The organism is Paenibacillus sp. PK1-4R (assembly GCF_030369595.1).
Classification (GTDB): Bacteria; Bacillota; Bacilli; order Paenibacillales; family Paenibacillaceae; genus Paenibacillus.
In genome coordinates this window covers 511,167-536,077 of sequence record NZ_CP126535.1, presented here as the reverse complement: position 1 = coordinate 536,077, position 24,911 = coordinate 511,167, and the positions used below count along the sequence as shown (strand labels likewise).

The following is a 24,911-nucleotide window of genomic DNA, read 5'->3' as shown; positions in this document are numbered from 1 at the left end:
ATCTAAATGGGGGCTGAACGGCAGTGTTAGGCAAATCAGGCAAAGTAGCGGTGATCGGGGCGGGTCTTGTCGGTTCGAGTTGTGCGTATTCCATGATTAATCAATCGATATGCAGGGAAATTATGATGGTGGACCGGACGTACGACCGTGCTGTAGCACAGGCATTGGATTTTTCTCATTGTATGGACTTCACACATAACCGCACCAAGGTATATGCAGGCACGTACGCGGATTGTGGCAATATGGATGTTATTGTCTTAACTGCCGGAGCGAATCCCAAGCCAGGACAGACACGGCTGGATATTCTGGAGGAAGCGGAATCGATTGCTAAAGACATCGTGGTCCCGATCATGAAAAGTGGATTTAACGGGATTTTTGTCGTCGCTGCCAATCCGGTTGACATAGTAACTTATATGGTATGGAAATTATCTGGTCTGCCGCGTGAGCATGTCATCGGCACAGGAACGTCCATTGACTCTTCAAGGCTTAAAACGCTGCTGTCTGAAGTCTTCTCCATCGATCCACGCAGTGTGCACGGTTATGCCCTCGGGGAGCATGGAGAATCCCAGTTCGTAGCCTGGTCTCATGTGACCATCGGTGGCAAACCGATTATGCACATCATGGATCAGCACAAGGAGCGCTTCAAACATCTGGATCTGGACGATATTGCACGCAAAACGAAGGATGCCGGTTGGGAAATCTTTACCCGTAAAGGTTCTACCCAATTCGGAATCGGCAATGCCCTCGCGCACATCACTCGTTCCATCCTCAATGACGAACACAAGATCATCGCCGTATCGGCTATTCTGGACGGAGAGTACGAGCAACACAACGTCTGCGTCGGTGTTCCTGCAATCATCGGTGGCAATGGCATTCAGGAGATTATCGAATTGAATCTGGATGCAACGGAACGTGAGAAATTCAACAATTCCTGTGAAATCCTATCTGGTAACATCAATCGTCTGACACTGGTATAAGCCATTTGTATACTACTCCACTTTTGTATGCTTCGGCTCAACTTCAAAAGCCTGCCAACGCAAACACGCCAATAACACTCCATCAGTGGAGGATTATTGGCGTGTTTACGTTTATTATTTTTCACAGCCAGATGAATCAATTTCATAATACCTTCAGCAGCTTCAATCAAGGCTAGATATAGATCAAAACGGTTCATTTTGTCTATATTTAGTTACAGAAATCTATTTTAGTGAGTTATGAAATTGATTTGAGTAGTTGTTCAATTTGGCGCAAGTTGAGGTTCGTCCCTTGGCCCCCATTGCTGTAACACCCGCTTCAACTCACTCAGCATAACCGGTTTGCTAATAAAATCACGCATACCAATCTCCAGACAAGCTTCCTTATCTTCACGTTTGGCATTGCCTGTAACTGCGATGATTGGAGGTATGCGATCCTGTGGAATTAGGCGGTGTAACAGGTCTGTCGCCTTCAGTCCATCCATCACAGGCATATGAATATCCATCAGGACAATATCATAAGCATTCTGAGAGATGGCATCAATTGCCTCCACGCCATTAGTACACACATCTGCCTGGTATCCGAGCTTCTCCAGATATTCTCGCAAAATCTTCCGGTTCACCGGATGATCCTCCGCCACCAGAATACGCATGGCGACCTTATCACTCTGACGTGTACGATCATGATGGAATTGACTTGCTGTCTGTTCTGCTGAAGCATCTACACTCGCCGCAGGAACAGCAAACCGGAAGGTTGAGCCCTCCCCTTCTATACTCTCGACACTGATGCTGCCTCCCATGATCTCCACGAGTCGCTTGGAGATGACCAGTCCCAGTCCGGTACCACCATACTTCCGGTTAATCACCGGGTGTAGTTGAGAGAAGGACTGAAACAACTGATCCAGCTTGTCAGCCGGGATGCCAATTCCCGTATCTTGCACCGCAAAATCAAGAACGCTGTCTTCAGGCTTTCTGCCCTTGATAATATCCACGTTAACATCAATGCTTCCCTGATCTGTGAACTTGAGCGCATTGCCAACCAAGTTCACCAGAATCTGCCGGATACGTATAGCGTCACCGACCATGAACTCAGGGATGCTTGGATTGAGGCGATATCTGATCTCCAGATGTTTCTCATCTGCACGCGGTTTAAACAGCTCGGCAACCTGTTCCAGCATCTTGCGTAATGCAAATGGTTCATAAGCCAGTGCCATTTTCCCGGATTCCAGCTTACTGAAGTCCAAAATATCATTAAGGATGTTCAGCAGAGCATCGCCGCTGTCTCGAATAATCTCGGCATATTCACGCTGTTCTTCCGATAAATCGGTACCGATCAACAATTCTGTCATCCCCACGATCCCGTTCATCGGTGTCCGGATCTCATGGCTAACCATCGACAGAAATTCTGACTTGGCCTGAGCTGCCAGCTCAGCTGTTTCTTTGGCACGTACAATTTCACGTTCGCCAGTCACATCATTAAACACAACCACAGCACCCTGAATCTGTCCCTGTTCAATAATCGGCGTCACCTGATACTGCACCAGAAAGCTGCTGCCATCTTTACGCCAGAACACATCTTCCTTGATCGAACGTCTCTGTCCATCCAACACGGTCATGTGGATCGGGCACTCTTCTTGTGGCAAATGACTTCCGTCTGCACGGGTGTGATGGATGATTGGATGTGAGTTTTTGCCAATGAATTCTTTCGCCTCATAACCGAACATCGAAGCTGCTGCTGGATTCATAAACATGGTGATTCCATCCGCATCCAAACCAAATATTCCTTCCGTAACCGTGTTGAGAATCAGCTCATGTTGCTTGCTAAGCTCCTGAATCCGTTCCGTATATTCCTTGCGCTCGGTAATATCGGACACGATCCCATAGACGCCTACCATTTCCTTATCCACAATAATGGGCACATTCGTAACAGATACTTCAATCTTCCGACCACTTGAATTGACGATTCGTGTCTCATAATATTGCGGTTCGCCTTGCTTCACCATTTCAAAATAATGTTTGCCGTATTGCACTTCGCATTTATCCAGATTGGATAAAAAAGATTGGCCAATAAGCTTATTACGCGGAATATCCAGCATTTGCACCAGTTTGCTGTTCACTGCGCTGTATTTACCTTCCAGATTCAATGAATACACAGCTGCCGGGTTATGTTCGAACAACGATCTGTATCGCTGACGGCTTTCCCGAAGACGTCTGTCCGCATCCTTATGCTGGGTAATATCCCTGCTGATGCTTACAATCTGGACACTCTTGCCACGCTCTCCAGCCACAGGTTTCGCCAATGTCTCCATCCAGATATAGTGTCCCTTCTTGTGCAACACACGCATCTTGCAGCCATTGCCGATCTTGGAAAGATCCATAGGGTCCGGATAGTCTCCCGGATAACAATAATCCTTGAAGGACTTGCCCGTGACTTCCTCCGGCTTATAACCGAGCAAGGCGTACACGGAAGGGGAGACATATAACAACTCTCCATCCGCAGAACAAGTCGTAATCAGATCTTGCGCATGGTCAGCCAGCACCTGATATTTCTCCTGTGCCTCCTTAAGCTCACGTTGCACTTCCAGGATATCGGTAACATCTTTGGCAATACCATAGATTCCTACAACTTCGTTTCCCTCCGTTATAGGCACATACGTGATCTCTGCCTGTTTCAGGGAACCATCTTTATGATAAAAAGTAATGGAATTACTGACTGAACGTCCAGCCAGCACTTCTTTAATATATTCTTTCCGTGAATTTTCACTGTCTGGAGGACAGATCTCACTCTGATTCATACGAATCAAGTCATCCAGTGTATACCCTGATATCCGCTCTACCGAGGGATTAGCATCAATATAGTTTCCATGGATGTCCATCACATAAATGGCATCCGGATGGTTAAAAAACAGTGATTGGTAAGAACTTCCCTCAGAAATAATGCGCTTCAGGGTTTCCGTTTTATTAATATCCAAGGCTTACCCCTCTTTTCTCAGCCAATATCTTCATCTAACAACAGGGATGGATTATCCCTTACAGAAATGGGCCTACCCTCGAATAACCACGTAAGCCAGCCTAGAAACAGCTTTTTTTATTTTACCAGATTCTCGTCTCATTTTGCTTACAATCTATGATCCAATTCACATGATGTGTGATGTAATACTTGGAAATTTTGATTTTACGCAGGAGACGTCTTCAAGGAAAGACAAGTTATACAAGAATCAATGTAAGCCTCTAACAAGCTTGAAGTTCAATTCCAAGTCAGCTGATTCTGGCGAATGGCTAAACGATTTTCTAAAGAACTCAGGACCTCTTATTTGGTGTCCATGTGGCCTTTTTAAATTTTAAAGAACATCAGACACGTTAATCCCCATAATCTCCTGTCATAAACGCTGCAAACGGTCGTTTCATTGGATATAACATGTCTCAGGTTTCTTAGATTTCTGAGATCACTTCAAATCCTTGAATAAGACTCCTTAGATTCGTTAGGGAGTTGAGAGGATAAACCCGCCCCCCGCCTAAAGCAAATCTTCTCAAGGAAAGAGAGATCATCTGCTCTTGCGATGCCTGGATATAAAATTAACGATACAATTTGTATCAAAAAGGCTATAATCGTTAAAAAAACGATTTTCAACTACGGAGAGGACGGATGAATCATGCTGCCCAACAGAGTTAAAATTGCTTACGGTAAACTAAGAGGCTTGGCCATCTTTGGTAAAATCCAGCCCTCTATGGGCCTGCTGCCACGAATCAGGGGTAAGGTTTATCTGAATAGATTGGGTGACTTGCAGGTGGGAAAACGGCTTAACATTATAGGCAAACCATGGGGAACCCAGTTAACCGTAGTCAAAGGCGCGCGATTAACGATTGGCGATGACGTCATGATTAATGCAGGAGTCGGGATTGCCGCTAACGTTGAAGTGACCATCGGCAATAACGTCATGATTGGTCCTCGAACTAGCATATTCGACAGTGCCTATCACCGGATTGACTCTCTGGATGACGGGAGCCAGACTGCCAAGCGGATTGTGATTCAAGATAATGCCTGGATTGGTACAGGCGCGCTTATTTTGCCCGGAGTGACCATTGGCAGAAATGCAGTTGTGGCAGCAGGAAGCACGGTGACCAAAGATGTACCCGAAAATACACTTGTAGCCGGGGCACCAGCCAAAATCATTCGGGAGTTGACCATTCATGATGGGTGGGTCAGACATTAGAAAAAATCCTCCTGAAGCATACATACAATAGAGCTTTGCATGTTTTGCTTAAAGAGGATTTTGATCTACGATAACCAAATGTGTAACGGATTATTCATATTTCTTTTTTCGCAAAATACATCATGCCGATTCCAATAAAAATAACAGCACTGCCTCCAACAACCGCCAGCATCGTCATCAGTGGCACGTTGTAGGCTCCGAAACCCGCGCCGTCCACGGGTGTCATCAGAATCATCGGTTGTGCCCATGGATAATACGGCCCATATGTCGCCGAGTTTACAATGAGAATATTCGGTATGGTTAGTGCAAAATTCAGTGCGAGCGGTGCGGCAAAGCTGCTCCACACCAATGAAACGAACATCTGCAGGGCAGCCAAGGGTACACAAGCTAGCAACCCAAGCAGCAGTTTGCTCGCCAAGAATCCCCAAGGTACAGGCATCGTAATGCCGTGAATCATGCCTGCCAGCAGAATGGACATCAGCAATAATACTTGTGTACCCGCCAGAAGCATGAGCACAATCGTCAGTTTACCTGCATATACGCCTGAACGTGTGAGCGGTAAAACCAGCATCTGCTTCCACCCTCCACCTGCATGTTCAAAACGGCAGACAAAGGACGTAAACACGCCAGTCAGCATCGGTAATAATAACAATCCGTGCAGGAAAACCATCGTGTTCATCAATACCTGCCAATTTCCCGATGGAGTAGACAACAGTCCGATGAGCAGCGCAATGAGTGGACTCAGCAGAATCAGAAGCCATATGGGGGACTTGCCCATTTTCAATCGTTCAGCGGACAAAATTCGGAAGTAAGTTGTCGCAAAGCTCATGTCAGGCCACATCCTTCCGGCTAAAGTGCACCATACCCAGCAACAGAATCAATAACCCTAGACCTGCCCCCATGCCTGCATACAGATATGGATTGGGTCCATTCCAGGCCATCTGCGCCCAAGCGAGTGGAAAGTTCGGTGAGATACTGAGTGCGAACATGCCCGTTATCGCGAGAACGATGCCCAGGGTGACGGGAAGTGCCTGATTCTTGTTAACCATCGTGAGCCACAACTCCAGTGACAACACGGGAAGTGCACCAGCCAAAGGCAATAGCCCCAGCTTGATCGCATGTGTCCAAGGTATTTCGCTGGCATGGAATCCGAGGATCAGACCCAGACCCACAATTCCTGCGGTTAACAGCAGGCAGGAGATCACCAGCAGCACACAAGCAAGCAGGAACTTGGCTAAATACACGGCTGGTCTGGGAATCGGCATCGCGAGCAGCTGTTTCCATGATCCCTGTTCATGCTCAACATTAGCGATCATGGAGCTGAGAATGGTTGCTCCCAGCATCAGAGACAAGGGCACAAAGACCACCACATTGCCCAGCAATCCGCCCCACAGGTTATCTGCATACTGCTCTTTCAGATAGTCCAGCCGTAAGCCAAAATTAAGCGCCTGCATCGCTGTCAATCCAAGAGGGGCCAGAAAGACAAGAAACCAGATCCCTTTCCCCCGAATCTTGAGCCAGTCTGATGATAATGCACGCCCGGTCATATGGAAGCCCCCTCGCCAATGACCCGCATGAACAGATCTTCCAGCGACTGACGCTGTTCCTCTACACGATACACATCATGATCCTGCTCAATTAATCGGCGCACAAGCAGTGCCACTGAACTGTTATCCATATAAGGGAACGTTAACGCAGAACCTTGTTGCTGACCAAATTGTCCCTGTTCTCTCGCCAGCTTCATAGCCTCTTCCGGCTCGGAAACCGTTAACCGGATAGAGCTACCCGTCTGACTATGCAGACTTGCGATGGTATCCTGAAGCACCATCTTGCCTTCACGGATAATACCAACGCGACTTGCCATCTGTTCGACTTCACTCAGCAAGTGGCTGGAAACCAGAACGGTAATGCCATGTTCCAGAGGCATGCGTTTGATCAGTTCCCGAATCTCCTGAATACCGGCAGGATCAAGACCATTCGTTGGTTCGTCCAGAATCAGCAGTTCCGGTTCACCCAGCAAAGCGCTGGCAATACCCAGACGTTGCTTCATCCCAAGGGAATATCCCTTCACTGAACGTTTGGCATCCTTGGTCAGATCTACAATGGACAGCACTTCAGCAATTCTTGATTTTGGTACATTGATGATGCGGCGCAAAGTTTCCAGATTCTCTACTGCGTTCAGATGTCCGTAATAGGACGGGTATTCGACCAAGGAACCCACACGGCGCAAAATATCCATGCGATCCTTGCGGATATCCTTGTCGAAGATACGGATCACGCCTTTGGTTGGTTTAATCAAGCCGAGAAGCATGCGAATCGTTGTTGTTTTGCCGGCACCGTTGGGACCGAGGAAGCCGTAGATATCTCCCTTTTTAATATGCAGATCAAGTTCACGGACCGCTGCACGGTCCCGGTATGTTTTCCATAAATTCGCCGTTTGAATAATATTTTCACTCACTGTATGATCACCTCGGAACTATCGTAACCTTCCAAGTTTAAAGCCAAGGTAGTCTCCAGTTTAAGTTTAGTTTAAAAAAGTTATTTCAGCGGTTTGTTGCTTCCCTTACCACTGTAGATATATGTCTGGACACCCGTATCGGAACTGTCTACCCGCTTGCGCAGACCCATCTCACGAATCAACAGGTCTACAATGGATAAGCCCAAACCTGTGCCTTTTGTGTCGGAATTAGGTTGCATTCCCGGACCCCGATCCTGAATAACGATAGCCGTCTCACCCTGAATCTCCTGGGTTGTTATGCCAATATATTTCCCGCTGGCGGCATGACGGATCACGTTTTGGAACAAATTATCAAGAATACGGCGCATCCCCTGTTCATCCATATGCCAGATCAATGGTTCCTCTGGCAGGTCAATATCAATCTCAAATTGCTCTTTCTCCCAGACCGGGTACCAGGCGGCCGCCGTTTCCCTGACGATCCGCAGTATATCTTTCTCTTCCAGCTTCAGTGTATACTTCCCACTCGTGAGCAAATTGTAGGATAACATGTTGTCAATGAGCCCACCGAGGTCCTCCATCTTTGCTTCCATGCGATGTAATGAACGGTCACCTTGCTCGCTCAGCTCTTCCTTGTGCAAAGCATGCATATGTCCACGAATCACCGTTAGCGGGGTACGCAGATCATGGGAAAGCCCCGCAATGAGACGTTTGCGCAATTGTTCTTCCTCGCGTTCACGGTGGCGGCTGTCGGACAGTTGATGCACCATCTGATTGAAGGATTCTTCCAGTTGACCAATCTCGTCTGACCGGCGGATATCTACCGGAAGCGGGAGGCCTTCCTTGCCGGTGGTCATCATGGCCGTCTGCAAACGAATAAGTCGTTTGCGAATGCGTGCGAAGAAGAGAATCGACATAATGATGAAGATCAGAAAGATGAGGGTCATTACGATACCAAGATACAAGAGTTCCATCGGCCAGTTACTCTGATTCATTTGCAGAAGTGACCGCGGCACTTCAATGATCATGAATCCCTGTCCTTTGTCCTGCTCAGCTCCGCCAATATATGCAACTACGGTCAGTGGATCGCGAAAGGAGGCTTCTTTCATGAATTGCACCGTATTGTTTACATTCCATAAGGATGGAATATGAGTCTCTGTCGTTTGCCCGGAATCCAGTGACCATCTCAATGTCGTGTCTGTTCTGCCATCCGGCGACGTGGATTTCAGAAGCGTTACATCTTCACCACCGAGAATAAAGAGGGTCTCACCGCTCACATTCACACGATACATGGAAGATTTGGGATACGAGCCATGTAATTGCTCCAACCGGGCCTTAATCTCTTCATCCGAAGCACCATCCAGGTTCTTCGCTTCACGTGACCAGAGGTTACTGATCCGGGTAACATCACCGTATGGCGCGTCGCGGTTCGTATTCGTGTTATTCACTACGACAATATATATAACGGATATGATCGGAAGGACAACGGGCACAAATAATACAGCCGCCAAGATCAGTAGGATGTATCTGGACATCAAGGACCGCCCAAAGCGAAGCTTGCGCCGCCCGGATTGCTTTTGATCCATACTTCGTTCTCCCTTCATGATCTTCCGTTCTCTGAACCACCGAATCATGGCTTCTTCACACGATATCCCACACCACGGACCGTCTGAATAACTACAGGATTGGCCGGATCAAGCTCCAGCTTTTCGCGTAGATGCCGAATATGTACCATTAAAGTCTTGTCCCCATCCAGATAGGGCTCGTTCCAGACGGCTTCATAGATCTGCTCTTTGGTTCGAATCATGCCCATATGTCGTAGCAGGTAGGCGAAGATGTGGAACTGTTTTCCCGATAAAATAATCTCATCTCCCGTCTCCTCATTAACGATCCGGTTGTCCTTCTCATAGATGGAGAGATGATCCAGCCTCAGGGCAGCATCCGTGGATACCGCCGTTCCTGCCTTACGCAGTTGTACTTCAATCCGGGCAGCCAGTTCATCGGGGTGAAATGGTTTGGTCACATAGTCATCGGCAAAATCAAGACCGTGCAACTTGTCGTCAATGGACGTTCTGGCCGAGAGCATGACAATGGGCACGGCGGGATGTTCTTTTTTCAGTCGCTGGCCCACCGTAAATCCATCCAGCCCAGGCAGCATGACATCCAGAATAATGAGTGAGCAGCCGACAGCAGCCTCCGCTGCACCTTCACCACTGCCGAGCCATACCACCTCATAACCGCGCTCCTCCAGATCGGCTCTGACCCAAGTCGCAATTTCCGTATCATCTTCAATATATAACAGTTTGGTTTTCATCCGAATATTCGTTTCCTTTCTGCCCCCATTGGGTTAATGATATATCTGAGCATCATCATGGTAAAAGCTGTCTATAACATATGGATTCACGTCTTGTTGAAACAATGTTAAAGTCCTTTACGTTACCACACATTCTAATTATAGCGTATTCATTAACGTGGGGAATGTCATATTAATCAAGTCTACCAAGTACATACTATATCCACACCTGACGGGAGGAAATTCATTATGCTGCTGGAAGCCATCTATCATCAACCGAAACGAAACTGGGCCTATGCCTATGACCAAGATACCATCCATCTGCGTTTGCGTGCCAAAAAGAATGATCTGACCGAGGTACATGCCCTGACCGGGGATAAATATGCGTGGGATGCAACCAAAGCGCTGGTTCCCCTAACCAAGTTCACCTCTGACTCCATGTTCGATTACTACGAGGGTGAAGTGAAACCTCCCTACCACCGACTCAAATACTCTTTTCTGCTCAAAAGCGGCGAAGAACAGATCTGGATGACCGAGACGGACTTCCAGGAAGAAGAGCCGGACGATCCGGGTCGTATGTTCCAGTTCCCTTATATTCATGCCGGAGCTGTATTCACACCCCCTGCATGGGTTAAGGATGCGGTGTTCTATCAGATTTTTCCCGAACGATTCGCCAACGGCAACCCGGATATTAGTCCGGAAAAGGTAGAGCCGTGGGGTGGCGAGCCAACACCTTTCAATTTCTTCGGCGGTGACCTTCAGGGCGTGATCGACCATCTGGATTACATCAGCGATCTTGGCATTAATGCGATCTACTTCACACCCATCTTCGAAGCCACCACCAATCACAAATACGATACTGAGGACTACCTGCGGGTAGACCGGCACTTTGGTGACGCAGATACCGTGAAACGACTGGTCGAGCTTTGCCATTCACGTGGAATTCGTGTACTTCTGGATGCTGTGTTTAACCATTCCGGGAAGACATTTGCGCCGTTTGTGGATGTGCAGAAGAACGGAGAACAATCCAAATATAAGGACTGGTTCCATGTACATGAATACCCGCTGGACGTGAAGGACGGCATTCCTACGTATGAGACCTTCGGATTCGAAGCGCATATGCCAAAGCTGAATACGGAGAATGCCGAGGTTAAGGCCTATCTGCTGGAGGTTGCCGAGTACTGGATCAAGGAAGTGGGTGCGGACGGATGGCGGCTGGATGTGGCAGACGAAGTGGATGATGCATTCTGGCGTGATTTCCGCCGTGTAGTCAAAGCGGCTAATCCGGATGCCTATATTCTGGGCGAAGTATGGAATGAGTCCTCTGCCTGGCTGCAAGGCGACCAGTTCGATGCGTCCATGAACTATCCGTTTACCGATGCCGTAAATGCTTTCTTTGTGAAAAATACAATGCACGCAGAACAGTTCGCGAACTCCATCGGACGACAGTTATCCCGTTATCCGCTTCAGGCCAGCGAAGTGGCGTTCAACTTGCTGGACAGCCACGATACCCCACGGCTGCTCACGTTGTGTGAAGGCGACCAACGCAAGATGAAGCTGGCTGCGTTATTCCAGTTCAGTTACATGGGTGCTCCGTGCATCTATTACGGAGACGAGATTGGCATGGACGGCGAACATGATCCGGGCTGCCGTAAATGCATGGAATGGGACGAAGCGAAGCAGGACCGGGAGCTGCTCGACTTTTATCAGAAACTAATCTCCCTGCGTCATGCTCATCCTGCCCTGCGTGCAGAAGGCACCGTTCGTTTCCTGCAGGCTCGTCCCGATGGCAGCCAACTGGTATTTGAGCGGCAAAATGAGGAGGAACGCATTCTGGTTCTGTTCAATCGATCAGAAGAGACGGCTATTGTCGAGCTGGAGGCCGGTGACGAAGAATGGACCGAGTTATTCGGCGGAAACCATCGTACCGCCAAGGAAGATGGCGTACTCGCCATTGAACTGCCTGCGTATGGATATGCCGTACTGAGTACGGCTGTGAGCCAGAACTAGAGTCATAATACACATTCATCTGATATAAGTATCCTAACTTCGCTTCATCTGGCAGCATAAAACAAGCGTCCTGCATAACCCGGATTCGGGTTCGCGGACGCTTGTTTTTGTATTTTTGTATTCGCCGTTATACATAATAATGTCACTGATTTATATATCGGTGGTCCCGGTTCAGCTTAAACCTGAGTATCCTTGTCCACTTGAGCATTGTCCGCCCCACTTGTAGTTGTGTCAGAATCCGCTGGCTTCGACTCCTGCTCAGGCTCGGCACGCTTTGCCTTTGGTTTAGCCAGCTTTTGCATCATTTTGCGGCCGGTTGGTGTCTGGGCCAGTCCGCCCTGGGCTGTCTCCCGATGGCGGCTCGGCATCGCACTGCCTACTTCCAGCATGACGTCGATGACTTCGTCTGACGGAATGGCACTACGCACTCCGGCCAGGGCCATGTCAGCCGCAGCCAGCGCCGTAACCGCACCCAGTCCATTACGGACGATGCACGGGATTTCAACAAGGCCTGCGACCGGATCGCAGATAAGGCCCAGTGTATTTTTTAACGCCAAACCAACGGCATGAACGACCTGTTCCGGTGTACCTCCACGCAGTTCAACCATGGCACCCGCAGCCATGCCGATCGCGGAACCCACTTCCGCCTGACAGCCACCCTCGGCCCCGGAGATAAATGAATTGTTGGCAATAACATAACCAATCGCTCCCGCACAGAACAACCCGTTCACCAAATGTTCGTCCGTCCAGCCAAAACGCTCCTGTGAGCTAATAAAAACACCGGGGATGATGCCGCAGGAACCGGCTGTTGGTGTTGCCACGATCCGACCCATGGAGGCATTCACTTCAGATACACACAGGGCATACGCCATGGCAAGTGCGGAAGCATCTCCTGAGCAAGTCTCACCCTTGCGAATGTACTCGGCCATTTTTTTACCGTCTCCACCCGTTAACCCACTGCGTGATGTCGTATCTTCCGTTAACCCTTTGCGTACCGCTTCCTTCATCACCTGATAATATTCAGACATCTGTTTCACAACATCCGCTTCCGGTGTATTGGTCTCCTGAACCTGCTCCTCGATCATCAGCTGAGCAATGGTTTTGGATTCTGCTGTACAGATCGTATTCAGTTCGTGCAAATGTTTAAACCGCATCCGAATCAACTCCTCTCTTCAAATCGATAACACGAATGTCCAGCACATGGTCCAGCTCCCTTAGACGCTTGAGCATATCGGGATTAGGCACACCATCCATTTCCATCGCGGTAAGCGCTTCGCCATCACGGGCTTTCCGGTCCACCTGCATATACCCGATGTTAACCCCGGATGAACTGATCGTGGACGTTACAGATGCAAGCACCCCTGCTTTGTCCGCATGTCGCAGAACAAGTGTTGGAAACTCACCACTAATCTGAACACGAAAATCATTCATCGCATGCACCGATACACTGCCACCACCAATGGATGCACCGATTAAGGAGCAGGCACGTTCTCCATGCCATAACTCAATTTTGACCGTATTTGGATGAGGAGCAGGCAGGCCACTTGTATAAAACTCAACCTCCATGCCTGCTTCCTCTGCGTATTGCTCTGCATCCGGGATACGTGGATCGTCTGTGACATAGTCCAAAAGACCGCCGATCAGTGCCAGATCTGTTCCGTGCCCCTCATACGTGTCAGCGAATGAACCATATAACGTCAGCCGGGCACGTTCTGGCGTACATCCAAGCCACTGACGAGCAATTCTCCCTAACCTTGCCGCTCCAGCTGTATGTGAACTTGAAGGCCCTGTCATGGACGGACCAATAATTGAGAAAACATCTTTAAATCGCACTTTATAACCCTCCAATTGTATTCGTCATTTCCATCCAGAATCTAATCCATATTGTTCCTTATTTACTGAATGATGACATCAAAAAAGGACAGAAGAAGGCCTCAGGCCCTCTCTCTGTCCTCGATACCTGAGAGTTTCACGATCAGCAGTGTCTCACGACAAGGTGCATTGCCTGCGATTACAGACAAGTTCACCGGTCCCACTGATCATATACCCCTTGGGTGGCGCAGTTCGCGCACTCTCCAGAGTTGCGTCCAACGATGGTACATTTACCTGAGAGATTAACCACTGCGCCGGGTGCGCAGCAGCTTGCTCCTTCGGTGCCTGAATACTAGCCATTGTGCTCGGCTAACCCAGGTCTCTCCCGCTCGTTATCATCCGCTATATGGAACCATTCTGAGCTTATGTCAGAACAGTCATGGAAGTCATTAATTTCTTCTTCATTAAGATTAATCGACCGGAAGATCAGTGTCAACAAACTTAACGATTTCTTTGGGTGTATTTCCTTCATTTCCTATTGAAGCGATGATAACCAGAATATTTTGTCAGCTTTCATTACATTAATACGTTAAAAAGATCTTTTAAACAGCTCATTTCGTTCTACTTCAATCAATGATGTGCTTACTATTATTTATGATATTGTCCATGAAACCGTTCGGGTATTCAGGCAACCATAATCTTTGATCCACACTGCTCACTAACCCATCCGAGTCTGCACATCTGGATTATAAATCACAGTTCATAAAATATGCTCTCGTTCTGTACATAAGATCTGCAATACTTGCTGCATAGCTTCGGCATGCGATCTTTCATCCATTCGTGCCTCGACTCATTCGCCATCTGAAAGGCATAATAACCCAGTGTAAAAATCAACATGAATCCTTCCATTAATCGGATATCACGATCCGTCAGTGGTGCGATCTGTTTGGTATAACCGGATAAGAATATATCTCGTTCCTCCCGGTTGAACATAAGTGCTGCCCCTCCGGCATCAAAAAGATAGTACCCATACCCGTATAGACAAAAATCAATCATAGATATGCCCTGATCCGTTATCAGCAGATTGTTGCGAGTAATATCCCCATGAATGATCCCCCATGTTCCTGCGTGCTGCGGGTATGTTTCTAACTGTTCATTAATGTTCTCAAACGTCTCACGAAGCAGGTCGAAGTCTTCCGTTGTAAAAATCCCCAGTCGGACGCCTTCCTCTAGCTGCCCTAGCATGACCAAGTTCTCATGGATGTTGCCATATGCCGGCCGCACCTTTGTTCGATCTGTCTGATTCTGCTCACGCCCATATTGATGAAGCATCTGCAGTTGTGCCCCAAGATCATAGATCTGCTCTGTTGTCAGGCGTTCTCCCTGCTGGATGTCCCTTCCCTCAATCCACTCCAGTACTGTACAGCAGATTTCTTTACCCGCTTCACTTTTCCATACCGTGACCCAGTCTCCCGATACATTCCGTACCGGATGCTGCACGCGCAATTCCGTCGTTGCATTTAACTCATGAAGCAGGTTCATCTCTGCCTCCAGCGCAGGAAGCGTATGCTGAATGCCTGTCATACTTGTATATGCGGCTTGATGGATACGTAACAGATACTTCTTCCCGCTTGCTTCATCGACGACATGATATGTCAGATTCTCATTGTGGCGAATATATGAAACGACAGGTTTCTCAATAGTGTAGTTCTGTATAATCTGAGCTGCCATATGGTCGTAAGACATCTGATTCGTAGTGATTATCAACATCTCCTTCGAAGTCATGTAAACGTTCTCTTCACACTAAATATCGTAGCATAATGTTTATCCCGCATACAGAAAATCCCACTAAAATTATAAATTAAAAAAGCACAACCCCCGAACAACCGTCCAGGCATTGTGCTTTCTTTTGTCTCTATTATTTCTTAATCTCTCTGTCTATTGCTCTATGTTACACTCCATGATCCAATTAACCGAAACGACCCATAATGTATTCTTGCGTCAGACGATTGTCCGGGTTCGTGAAAATATGCTCTGTATCCCCGTGCTCAACCATGCTTCCCAGATAGAAATAAGCTGTATAATCCGAGATGCGCGCCGCCTGCTGCATGTTATGGGTAACAATAACGATCCGCAGCTCCTTCTTGAGCTCGGTAATCAACTCTTCAACTTTACCCGTAGATACCGGGTCAAGTGCAGATGCAGGCTCGTCGAGCAGCAGAATCTGCGGATCAACAGACAGGGCGCGGGCGATACACAGACGCTGCTGTTGTCCACCCGAGAGAGACAGAGCTGACTCGTTCAGCCTGTCTTTCACTTCGTCCCAGAGCGCAGCACGACGCAAGCTTTTTTCCACAATTTCATCCAGTGCCTTCTTACTCTTCGTACCGCGGTAGCGGGGGCCAAACGCGATATTGTTGTAGATGGACTTATGAAAAGGATTCGGCTTCTGCCACACCATGCCAATCTTCTGACGAAGCTTGATTACATCGGTTCCAGGCTCATTCAGGTCGTTACCGTCCATCCAGATATGTCCCTCTGTACGGGAACCGGCAATCTCGTCGTTCATCCGGTTCAACGACCGGAGGAACGTGGATTTACCGCAACCAGACGGCCCAATAAGAGCCGTTACGCTTGCTTCAGGAAACGTCAGGCTAATCTGCTTGACCGCCTGGAAATGTCCATAATATATGCTTAACTGTTCCGTACCAAAAGGTATGGCCATGTTGGTTCCTCCTTATTTCGAAGCTGTCATGCGGCGGAATACAACCCGACCGATCCAGCGTGCACTTAGATTGAACGCCAGCACGAGAATGACAAGCACGGCGGACGCCCCTGCTGCCACTTCTTTGGAATCTGGCCCAATGCCTTCACTATTCACTTTCCAGATATGGACAGCAAGTGTCTCTGCCGGACGGAAAGGATTAAGCGGTGATCTTGGACTCGTTGGATTCCAATCTGTAAAGTCCAATGGCGGACTACTCATACCTGCGGTGAACATCAGCGCGGCTGCTTCACCGAAGATCCGGCCCGATGCCAGGATCGTACCCGTAATCAAGCTCGGCAATGCCACAGGTAGCAGAATTGAAGTAATAATCTTCCACTTGGACAGTCCAAGCGCCAGACCTGCTTCCTTCTGTTCCTTCGGAACGGCCCGGAAGGCCTGTTCCGTTGTCCGTACCATCAGTGGCAAGTTAAAGATCGCCAGAGCCAAGGCACCCGAGATCAGGGAGAAACCAAGACCAAATTGATTTACTAGCAGCAAAAGACCAAACAAACCGATAACGATGGATGGGAATGATGACAACACTTCAACGACCAGACGAATGAAGCTGGTAATCTTGCCTGGTTTGGCGTATTCCGCCATGTAAATTCCGCCGCCCCATCCGAGTGGGATGGTAACAATCAAGGTCAAGACAAGCAAGAATACGGAGTTGAAGAGCTGTGGACCAATCCCGCCGCCACCCTTAAGCAACTGTGGTGCGCTTGTCAGGAAGTTCCAGCTAATATGTCCAATGCCTCTATACATGATGAAGCCAAGCAGACCGAGCAATAAAATAACAATGAACAGGGCCAGTACAACGATAACGGATGTTGCAATTTTATCTACCGTCTTTGCCTTCATTTTCATACCCGGTTTCTCCTTTCAAGCAGGCGAACCAGAATGACGAAGACAAATGTCATCACCAACAGGACAAGCGCCATACTCCACAGTGCATTGTTATGAACAGAACCCATCGTGGTGTTACCCATGCTGAGAGTAATTACACTTGTTAATGTTGAAGCTGATTCGAGCAAGGATGTTGGAACATGCGGTGCATTACCGATAACCATCTGTACAGCAAGAGCTTCACCAAACGCACGAGCCATACCCAAAACGACACCTGTCAACAAAGCTGGCAAAGTCGTTGGAATAATGACACGGTAGATGGTTTGCCAGCGAGTGGCACCCAGTGCGTAGGAGGATTCTCGCAATCCTTTTGGCAACGCGGACAAGGCATCTGCCATAATACTTGTCACCGTAGGGAGAATCATTACCGCGAGAACAAGACATCCGGCTGCAATCCCGACGCCTGTTCCACCGAAGATACTGCGAAGCAAGGGTACGATGACACTCAGACCGATAAATCCGTACACAACGGATGGAATTCCGGACAAGAGCTCAATCGCAGGCTGCAAGATTTTTTTCCCTTTACCCGGTACAATCTCTGTCATGAAGAGTGCTGCACACAGGCCAAGCGGACTTGCGATCAATGCTGCAAGCAAGGTTGTAATGAAAGAACCTGTGATGAACGGCAATGCCCCGTAGAACGCAGGCTCTCCAGTTGGATTCCACGTTTTCCCACCAAGAAATTCACTTATGCTTATTCCATTTTGGAAAAATGTCGATAGTCCCTTGGACGCTACAAAATAAACAATGGAAAACATGACAACGATCAGGAAAACGACACAAATCGACGTATAGATCCGTCCCGTCCACTCTTCCCAATAATGTTTCTCTTTTAAGGGCCGGCGCGGTTTCAACTTGTTATTCATTACCGTTCCCCCTTCGGTCTGTTCCATAACAACCATCCTTCTATAGTAGAATTAATGCAAAATATGGGATTATTTTAGAGCAAACCGCGTAAAGAGGCGGGACCTAAGTCCGCCTCTTTCGCTGTATGCGCAAGTTCAAAGATTACTCAACCACATTACCTGCTGCATCGCGTTTTACTTTCATACCTGACATTGGAATGTATCCAAGTTCTGTCACGTCGTTTTGTTGAATTTCGTCACTCAAGATGTAGTCCAAGAATGCTTTTGTTGCTGCATCAGGCTCACCTTTTGTGTACATGTGCTCGTAAGCCCATACTGGATAAGTTCCTGCTTCTACGTTCTCAACTGTTGCTTCTACACCTTCGTATTTCAACACTTGCAAGCTGTCATCCAAGTAAGACAGGGCGAGGTAACCAATAGCACCTGGCGTTTCAGATACCAATTTTTTTACGTTACCAGAAGAATCTTCTTGAATCGAACCTTGGATATCATCCATTTTTGCACCCAATGCATACTTCTCGAAAGTTGCACGAGTACCTGAACTACTTGGACGGTTTACAATAACGATTGCTTGATCCGCACCACCAACGTCTTTCCAGTTCGTTACTTTACCGGAGAAGATGTCGATCAGTTGTTGCTTCGTCAAATCTTCTACCCCTGCATCTTTGTTGCTAACTGGCGCCATAGCTACTACTGCTACTTGATGGTCAACCAATTCTTTTACTTTGGCTTCGTCCTCCAGTTTCTCTTCTGCAAATACATCAGAGTTACCGATTGTAGCTTGTCCGTCAGATACTTGTGTCAAACCAGTACCACTACCGCCACCTTGAACTTGAACCGTTACGTTCTTATATTCATCAACTGCCATAAATTTCTGTCCAGCTTGTTCTACCAGAGGTAGCAATGCTGTCGATCCGACTGCCAGAATGTTACCGCTAAGCTCAGTAGCAGCTTCTCCTGATCCATTGCTTGCGGCACCCTCTGTACCAGCGTCATTTTTCGATCCGCATGCTGCGAGAACCAGTACGAACGTTAAGGTCATCAAAATAAACGGCAACTTTTTAAACATGTTTTGTTTTCCTCCCCCAATGTAGTGATGGCGTTTTGTGAATTTGTTTGTTCACCATCAACTCTTTACTCATTGTAGTTTCGGTATGTCATCTTAAAATCAATGTTTTGTAAACGCAATGTTAAAAATATCGGCTGTATATTGAAATATCTGGGATTTAATCAAGCCCTGAAGAGGTCGCTTCGGGAACGGACGTTGTTTCAATCGCTGTTATCCCCGGATTTATATGATTTACTTTTTCCAAGGAATACATCCGGGGATAAAGGCGAACGCTTCGCTTTTCCACAATCGTTCCGTTCCCTTCGCTGTGTCAGCGCTCGTTGGATCTCAGGCATTTCAATCTCCTGCCTGGGAGATGGCAAAAAAGAAGGCCAGCCCTATAAAAGGCTGGCCTTGTGTAAATTCTTTGTTGATTCTTTAATAGAGAAAGAAAATCTGTTTCTTCTATAGAAGGTACAAAAGCAGAAAAAAACTGCCTCGCTGCCAGTGCTTAGCACCAGCTGTGAGAGCAGCCTTTTACATTACAATAGACTATCTTATTAATGCTTAATGTAAAATCTAATTTTACTAACCCAGAATCCATAACCACAATGCCAACCCGGCTAGGGTAATTAACAATGTCGGAATGGTCAGGATGATGCCTGCCTTGAAATAATACCCCCATGTAATCTTCACACCTTTGCGGGATAACACATGCAGCCACAGCAATGTGGCAAGAGATCCAATCGGGGTCATTTTGGGACCCAGGTCGGAACCAATGACATTGGCATAGATCAATGCTTCCTGAATAATACCTTCGGTATGCGCGCCCTGGATGGCTAGCAGGTTAATCAACACGGTCGGCAGGTTGTTCATCACCGATGATAATACAGCAGCGATGATGCCCATCCCGAGCGAAGCAGCCAGCAGACCATGCTCTGCTATGGCATCCAGCCAGCGGCTCAGATGATCCGTTAACCCCGCATTACGCAGTCCATATACGACGATATACATGCCCACCGAGAACACCACAATCGACCATGGCGCTTCCTTAATTACTCGTTTCAGATCAACAGCCTCGCTCTTGCGTGCCAATAAAGCGAACAGCAGCGCAACGGAGCCCACGATAACCGACACGGGAATCGGCAGAAACTCACTGGATGCATAGGCAACCAGTAACAGCCCAAGCATGAACCAAGCGATTCGAAACATCCGTGGATCACGTATCGCTTCCTTCGGGTCACGTGCCGCGGAGATGTCGTAGCGACGAGGTATGCTTTTGCGATAGAACAAAAACAACATCCCCGTACTCGCTACGATTGAGAATAGATTGGGTACAACCATGCGTACCGCATACTCCACAAAGGTAATACCAAAGAAATCGGCCGATACAATGTTAACCAGATTGCTGACGACCAGCGGTAATGATGTGGTATCCGCGATAAACCCACTCGCCATCACAAAAGCCAGCACCATACGCTCATCAAACTTCAATGCACGCACCATTGCCAGCACAATTGGCGTCAGAATGAGCGCGGCACCGTCATTTGCGAACAAGGCAGACACCGCCGCTCCCAACAGAATGGAGTAGAAGAATAGTCTGCGACCGTCTCCTCCAGCCAGCCTTGCCATATGAAGGGCAGCCCATTCGAAGAAACCCGTCTCATCGAGAATGAGAGAAATCATAATAATGCCGACAAAGGCCAGCGTTGCATTCCATACAATGGATGCCACATCCGAGGCATCGTTCAAGCTGACGACTCCACACAACAGGGCAAGTAATGCCCCACCCGAGGCTGTCCAACCGATGCCCAACCCACGGGGTTGCCAGATTACCAAGGTGATTGTCACTACAAAAATCAGTATTGCTACGTATACCATAAAGCCTCCTGCTGTACCCTGTATCAATATATTATTCGTTAATTCGATCTTATATTGTTAGATTACACCGCTATATGCGCGGAATAACCAGACGATATATTTATACAGGGCTACAGGAACATTGTCTATCTTTATTTTCTTCTATTATAAAATGTGTGGTAAATTGTGGTGTTAAAATGCTAGGATTTACTCTTTGCCCTTATCTTTCGGCGTATCTTCTACCATCTTGAACATGCCAAGCAGTCCTTGTAATTGTTCCGCCATGCTATTCAGATGTGCCGAAGATGATGCAATCTCTTCTACCGATGCCAGTTGTTCTTGCGAAGATGCCGACACGGATTCTGTATTCGCAGCCGATTCCTGGGTCACATTCGAAATATCACTCATTGCCTTGGCAACGTGGGATGCACCACTCTCCAGTTGCTTCGTTGTTGCGGACAAGTCATCCAATGTATGAACAGCATCTTCCACCGCCTCCCGAATCTGAGCAAAGGATTGCCCTGACGTATTCACGGCCTGAATTCCTTCTCCTACCCGAGTCTGAGCTGCATTCATGGCGATTAGAGCGGCATCCATGTCCTGACGGATATTATGAACCACCTCACCAATCTGCGCTGCCGAACTTCCGGATTCCTCTGCCAGTTTGCGTACCTCACCGGCTACAACTGCAAACCCACGACCCGCATCCCCCGCTCTTGCTGCTTCAATAGAAGCATTTAATGCGAGCAAGTTCGTTTGTTTGGAGATGGATGCAATGACATCAACCATGCTACCAATCTCAACGGAACGGGCATTCAGAGATTGAACCACCGTTCCCAACTGCTCCACCGTTTCCTGAATACTGTTCATCTGCTCCACAGCCTGTCCTGCTGCCTCATTCCCAGAAGAAGCCGCTCCGGACGTATGCCGCATATTGGCCGTAATCGATTGCACACGCTCCGACATCATTCGAACATCTTCTGCCATTCGGCTCATCTGTCCCGATCCGTCTTTCACGCTGTTTACCTGCTGCTCTGCACCTTCAGCCAGTTCCTGAATGGCCTGTGTTGAATGTTCAATCGCTTTGGTGGTTTGTTCTGCACTGGCAGACAACTCTTGAGAAGAAGCAGATACCTGCTCTGTCGTTTCCTGTACGCCCAGAATCATCATCCGCAGGTTATCGACCATTCGTTCAAAATACTTCGCAAGTTCTCCGACTTCATCTTTACGTCCTGTTTCCATTTTCACGGTCAAGTCACCTTTACTTACAGCTCTGGCTGATTCCTGCAGTCGTTTAATTGGACGCAGCATGGAGCGTGTAAACCAGATAATAAAGAGGAGTGTAAGGAACGTAGCCGCCAGAATAACAATAAATGTGACCATGCGGATATCCTTACTTGCATTAGTTATTTCACTCTTGAACATCGTGCCGGCAATTTTCCAGCCTGTTGCTTCATTTGTTGAAAAAATCATCATCTTCGGTTGATCGTTGAACACATAATCGAATTGACCTTCTGGACCTTCATACATCTCATCCAGCAAGCCACTCGTTTCCGGCGTACCTGCATCTGCTACAGGGGATACGACATAGTTTTTGTTTGCATCCATAATAATAACGTAGCCTTCTTTACCTACCTTAATGGATGCCTGCTCTTGCAGGTCTGTCAGGTCCAGAGATAAACCGATAACACCGGATTGATCCTTTAATGTTTTGGAGATAAATACAACTGCAACACCATCGGTATTAACAGACACAGCTGATACAACAGCTGTACCTGGCTTGTCCATCGCTAGTTTGTACCACTCCCGCTCCCTAGGATCATATGCATCTCCCCGTGTGCTGCTCGCTGTTGGTTTACCTCGAACCATGACTCCATCTGTTGTTCCTACAAAAATATTCATGGCATCAGGATGCAAGCCCAGGTATTGCTCCAGCTTCACCTGAAGCTCAGGACTATCGTTCTCCCCTTTGATCAGGCTCGGATCAAGGGCATCCGCGAAATAGTTAATGTCATGAATCTTGTAATTCACTTGGCTTTCTACAATGGTATTGGCAGTGCTCACACTTTGCATGGCACTATCCACTAATTGTTCTTGTATGCCATCTTCAGCCATCGTTAGTGTGATCAAGCCGATTGCCAAACTTGGCAGGAGTAGAACGGCCAGGAAGGAGACCAATAGTTTGTTCCTTATATTCCAGACAAAACCTTTCTTTTTCTTCTTTTTATTTTGATTATGTTTTGGTTTGGCAGGTTTCGCTGCTTTCATTGGTTTATTATCCTGAGTTTCACTCATGTCTTTCTCCCCCTCAAAATGTAAAAATGCCCTCTTTCTTTGTATGTATGGATCAATCTAAAAGGCTTATCTTATATATCGGCTAAATGAGGGTTTTTATTTGAGAGAAAAATGTGCAGGCACGCCAAACAAGCCACCTCTGATCAGAAGCGACTTGTACAAGGTACAGGTTACTAATTATTCCATGAATTAGATGAAGTATTGGAGTACGGACCGCCTGGCGGTTGTGCCGAGGGTTTACCAAAATAGTAGCCCTGGGCAAGCTCAATACCTATGGAACGACAGAATTCAAACTCTTCCATCCGTTCAATCCCCTCGGCAAGGACTTGCCCTCCAAATCGACTCGACATCTCAACAATATGAAGAATTTGCTGTTGTTTGGTCGAATCCTGATCACAACGGTCAATAAGACTTCGATCTATTTTGACAAAATCCGGTTCTAACCGATTCATCAACTCTATTGTCGAATATCCGGCACCCACATCATCCAGTGCAACCGACATTCCACGGGAACGATATACCTCAAATATTTGCTGTAAGATGGGCATATGCTGAATCTGCTCTGTTTCCACGACTTCAAACACAAAATCTTTAGGGTCCAGCGAAAGGCGTTCAATCGCTTCAAATGTATGTGTCAGACAATATTCGGGATTATATATGGAGGAAGGCAGGAAATTTACGAAGCGTTTGACACCATGCGGCAGAAAAAGGGCACTGGTCTCAATAGCAGTAATACGCGCCAATCGATCCAGAAAAGAATGTAGTCCGGTCTCACGCGCAACTTCAAATAATTCATAGGAACTGAAGGATTTTCCATTCTCAGCAGGACGAAGCAAAAACTCATATCCGATAATCTGCTCCGATGCATCAACGATGGGTTGCATATGACTGCTGAATTGATGCTCCAGAATAATGGAAACAAGCTCCGCATGTTTGAAACGGGACTCCTGCATGGTTAGACTAATCCAGCTTTCTTCATTAGCCTGTTCGTATATAGGCATAATCTGAACAGTTAGGGAATCACGTAATGTCGGATCAATTTCGCCGATCTTTTCTATTAAGCTCTGAACCGTCTCCAGATTCGAAAAATGCATCCACATCATGTCATCCGACGTCTCGATAAGTCTTCCCGGCGTTTGTAGCGCTTCCAGCAAAGCGGGGGAAATGGGACGCAAGTACAAGGTACCTTGGCCCTCTATAGGATAGATTGGACTGCAGCCACTGCAATTCATGTAGGACCCCCCTTGCCAATTTAGATTCCATGTCCATTAATGTTCACTTGTATATACCCAAAGTTTGTAAATATTATATCATGGGTCTTAAAATTAATCTCTACTGTTTTGATGACTTCCTGTATGACGGTTCTTGGAACAAATATATTCAAATTTGCAGAAAAAAAGACCGACAGTCTGAT

19 protein-coding genes and 2 riboswitches are annotated in these 24,911 nt (G+C 47.4%); of the genes, 3 read left to right on the top strand and 16 right to left on the bottom strand.

Annotated elements, in window-relative coordinates; all coding sequences use genetic code 11:
• The first annotated feature begins 23 nt into the window (after positions 1 to 23).
• Positions 24 to 977 carry an L-lactate dehydrogenase gene (locus tag QNO02_RS02545; protein ID WP_091038209.1) on the top strand — a complete coding sequence of 318 codons (954 nt, stop codon included), beginning with the start codon at positions 24 to 26 and terminating at the stop codon, positions 975 to 977.
• Positions 978 to 1,237: 260 nt separating this feature from the next.
• Here QNO02_RS02545 and QNO02_RS02540 read toward each other — a convergent pair whose 3' ends face one another.
• The gene (locus QNO02_RS02540; RefSeq protein ID WP_091038207.1) at positions 1,238 to 3,946 is read right to left on the bottom strand and encodes a PAS domain S-box protein; all 2,709 of its coding nucleotides are present in this window, start codon (positions 3,944 to 3,946) and stop codon (positions 1,238 to 1,240) included.
• Positions 3,947 to 4,627: 681 nt separating this feature from the next.
• Between QNO02_RS02540 and QNO02_RS02535 the strand changes: the two genes are divergently transcribed.
• Positions 4,628 to 5,188 (top strand): acyltransferase, encoded by a 561-nt coding sequence (locus tag QNO02_RS02535; RefSeq protein ID WP_091038205.1) that lies wholly within the window; start codon positions 4,628 to 4,630, stop codon positions 5,186 to 5,188.
• Between the two features lie 94 nt (positions 5,189 to 5,282).
• Here QNO02_RS02535 and QNO02_RS02530 read toward each other — a convergent pair whose 3' ends face one another.
• The 5 genes from QNO02_RS02530 to QNO02_RS02510 all read right to left on the bottom strand — a co-directional run bounded on the left by QNO02_RS02530 (position 5,283) and on the right by QNO02_RS02510 (position 9,957).
• Positions 5,283 to 6,017: an ABC transporter permease gene (locus QNO02_RS02530; RefSeq protein ID WP_289391001.1), complete on the bottom strand. Its 735-nt coding sequence runs from the start codon at positions 6,015 to 6,017 to the stop codon at positions 5,283 to 5,285.
• Position 6,018: 1 nt separating this feature from the next.
• Complete coding sequence (locus QNO02_RS02525) at positions 6,019 to 6,735, bottom strand: ABC transporter permease (protein WP_091038202.1); 717 nt, start codon at positions 6,733 to 6,735, stop codon at positions 6,019 to 6,021.
• Entirely contained in the window at positions 6,732 to 7,646 is a 915-nt protein-coding gene (locus QNO02_RS02520; protein WP_124117936.1) for an ABC transporter ATP-binding protein, read from the bottom strand. Before QNO02_RS02520 ends, QNO02_RS02525 begins: the two co-directional genes overlap by 4 nt.
• Positions 7,647 to 7,726: 80 nt before the next feature.
• Positions 7,727 to 9,229 carry a HAMP domain-containing sensor histidine kinase gene (locus tag QNO02_RS02515; RefSeq protein WP_289391000.1) on the bottom strand — a complete coding sequence of 501 codons (1,503 nt, stop codon included), beginning with the start codon at positions 9,227 to 9,229 and terminating at the stop codon, positions 7,727 to 7,729.
• Positions 9,230 to 9,273: 44 nt separating this feature from the next.
• Positions 9,274 to 9,957: a response regulator transcription factor gene (locus tag QNO02_RS02510; RefSeq protein ID WP_249913005.1), complete on the bottom strand. Its 684-nt coding sequence runs from the start codon at positions 9,955 to 9,957 to the stop codon at positions 9,274 to 9,276.
• A 228-nt stretch (positions 9,958 to 10,185) separates the two neighbouring features.
• On the opposite strand from QNO02_RS02510, the gene QNO02_RS02505 reads away from it, so the two are divergent.
• Positions 10,186 to 11,946, top strand: coding sequence for an alpha-glycosidase (locus tag QNO02_RS02505; RefSeq protein ID WP_289390999.1), 1,761 nt, complete (start codon positions 10,186 to 10,188; stop codon positions 11,944 to 11,946).
• 176 nt (positions 11,947 to 12,122) lie between these two features.
• Here the strand turns inward: QNO02_RS02505 and sdaAA are convergent, their stop codons facing one another.
• From sdaAA to QNO02_RS02455, 10 genes are all read right to left on the bottom strand, one after another.
• Positions 12,123 to 13,100 (bottom strand): L-serine ammonia-lyase, iron-sulfur-dependent, subunit alpha, encoded by a 978-nt coding sequence (gene sdaAA, locus QNO02_RS02500; RefSeq protein WP_076215963.1) that lies wholly within the window; start codon positions 13,098 to 13,100, stop codon positions 12,123 to 12,125.
• On the bottom strand, positions 13,090 to 13,779 hold the full coding sequence (sdaAB, locus tag QNO02_RS02495) for an L-serine ammonia-lyase, iron-sulfur-dependent subunit beta (protein WP_289390998.1): 690 nt from the start codon (positions 13,777 to 13,779) through the stop codon (positions 13,090 to 13,092). Before sdaAB ends, sdaAA begins: the two co-directional genes overlap by 11 nt.
• Positions 13,780 to 13,891: 112 nt before the next feature.
• Positions 13,892 to 14,027, bottom strand: a riboswitch (glycine riboswitch).
• A gap of 4 nt (positions 14,028 to 14,031) precedes the next feature.
• Positions 14,032 to 14,156, bottom strand: a riboswitch (glycine riboswitch).
• Positions 14,157 to 14,511: 355 nt separating this feature from the next.
• On the bottom strand, positions 14,512 to 15,543 hold the full coding sequence (locus tag QNO02_RS02490) for a phosphotransferase enzyme family protein (RefSeq protein WP_289390997.1): 1,032 nt from the start codon (positions 15,541 to 15,543) through the stop codon (positions 14,512 to 14,514).
• 184 nt (positions 15,544 to 15,727) lie between these two features.
• A complete protein-coding gene (gene pstB, locus QNO02_RS02485) occupies positions 15,728 to 16,483 on the bottom strand; it encodes a phosphate ABC transporter ATP-binding protein PstB (RefSeq protein ID WP_091038190.1) in 756 nt (251 codons plus the stop codon).
• 12 nt (positions 16,484 to 16,495) lie between these two features.
• Positions 16,496 to 17,383, bottom strand: a complete 888-nt coding sequence (gene pstA / locus QNO02_RS02480) for a phosphate ABC transporter permease PstA (RefSeq protein ID WP_026081329.1) — start codon at positions 17,381 to 17,383, stop codon at positions 16,496 to 16,498.
• A gap of 2 nt (positions 17,384 to 17,385) precedes the next feature.
• Positions 17,386 to 18,321 carry a phosphate ABC transporter permease subunit PstC gene (gene pstC / locus QNO02_RS02475; RefSeq protein ID WP_017690972.1) on the bottom strand — a complete coding sequence of 312 codons (936 nt, stop codon included), beginning with the start codon at positions 18,319 to 18,321 and terminating at the stop codon, positions 17,386 to 17,388.
• Between the two features lie 115 nt (positions 18,322 to 18,436).
• The gene (locus tag QNO02_RS02470) at positions 18,437 to 19,363 is read right to left on the bottom strand and encodes a phosphate ABC transporter substrate-binding protein (RefSeq protein ID WP_091038188.1); all 927 of its coding nucleotides are present in this window, start codon (positions 19,361 to 19,363) and stop codon (positions 18,437 to 18,439) included.
• 567 nt (positions 19,364 to 19,930) lie between these two features.
• Complete coding sequence (locus QNO02_RS02465) at positions 19,931 to 21,223, bottom strand: arsenic transporter (protein ID WP_289390995.1); 1,293 nt, start codon at positions 21,221 to 21,223, stop codon at positions 19,931 to 19,933.
• Between the two features lie 186 nt (positions 21,224 to 21,409).
• Positions 21,410 to 23,497 (bottom strand): methyl-accepting chemotaxis protein, encoded by a 2,088-nt coding sequence (locus QNO02_RS02460; protein WP_091038187.1) that lies wholly within the window; start codon positions 23,495 to 23,497, stop codon positions 21,410 to 21,412.
• 173 nt (positions 23,498 to 23,670) lie between these two features.
• Positions 23,671 to 24,729, bottom strand: coding sequence for an EAL domain-containing protein (locus tag QNO02_RS02455; protein WP_091038185.1), 1,059 nt, complete (start codon positions 24,727 to 24,729; stop codon positions 23,671 to 23,673).
• Positions 24,730 to 24,911 lie beyond the last annotated feature (182 nt).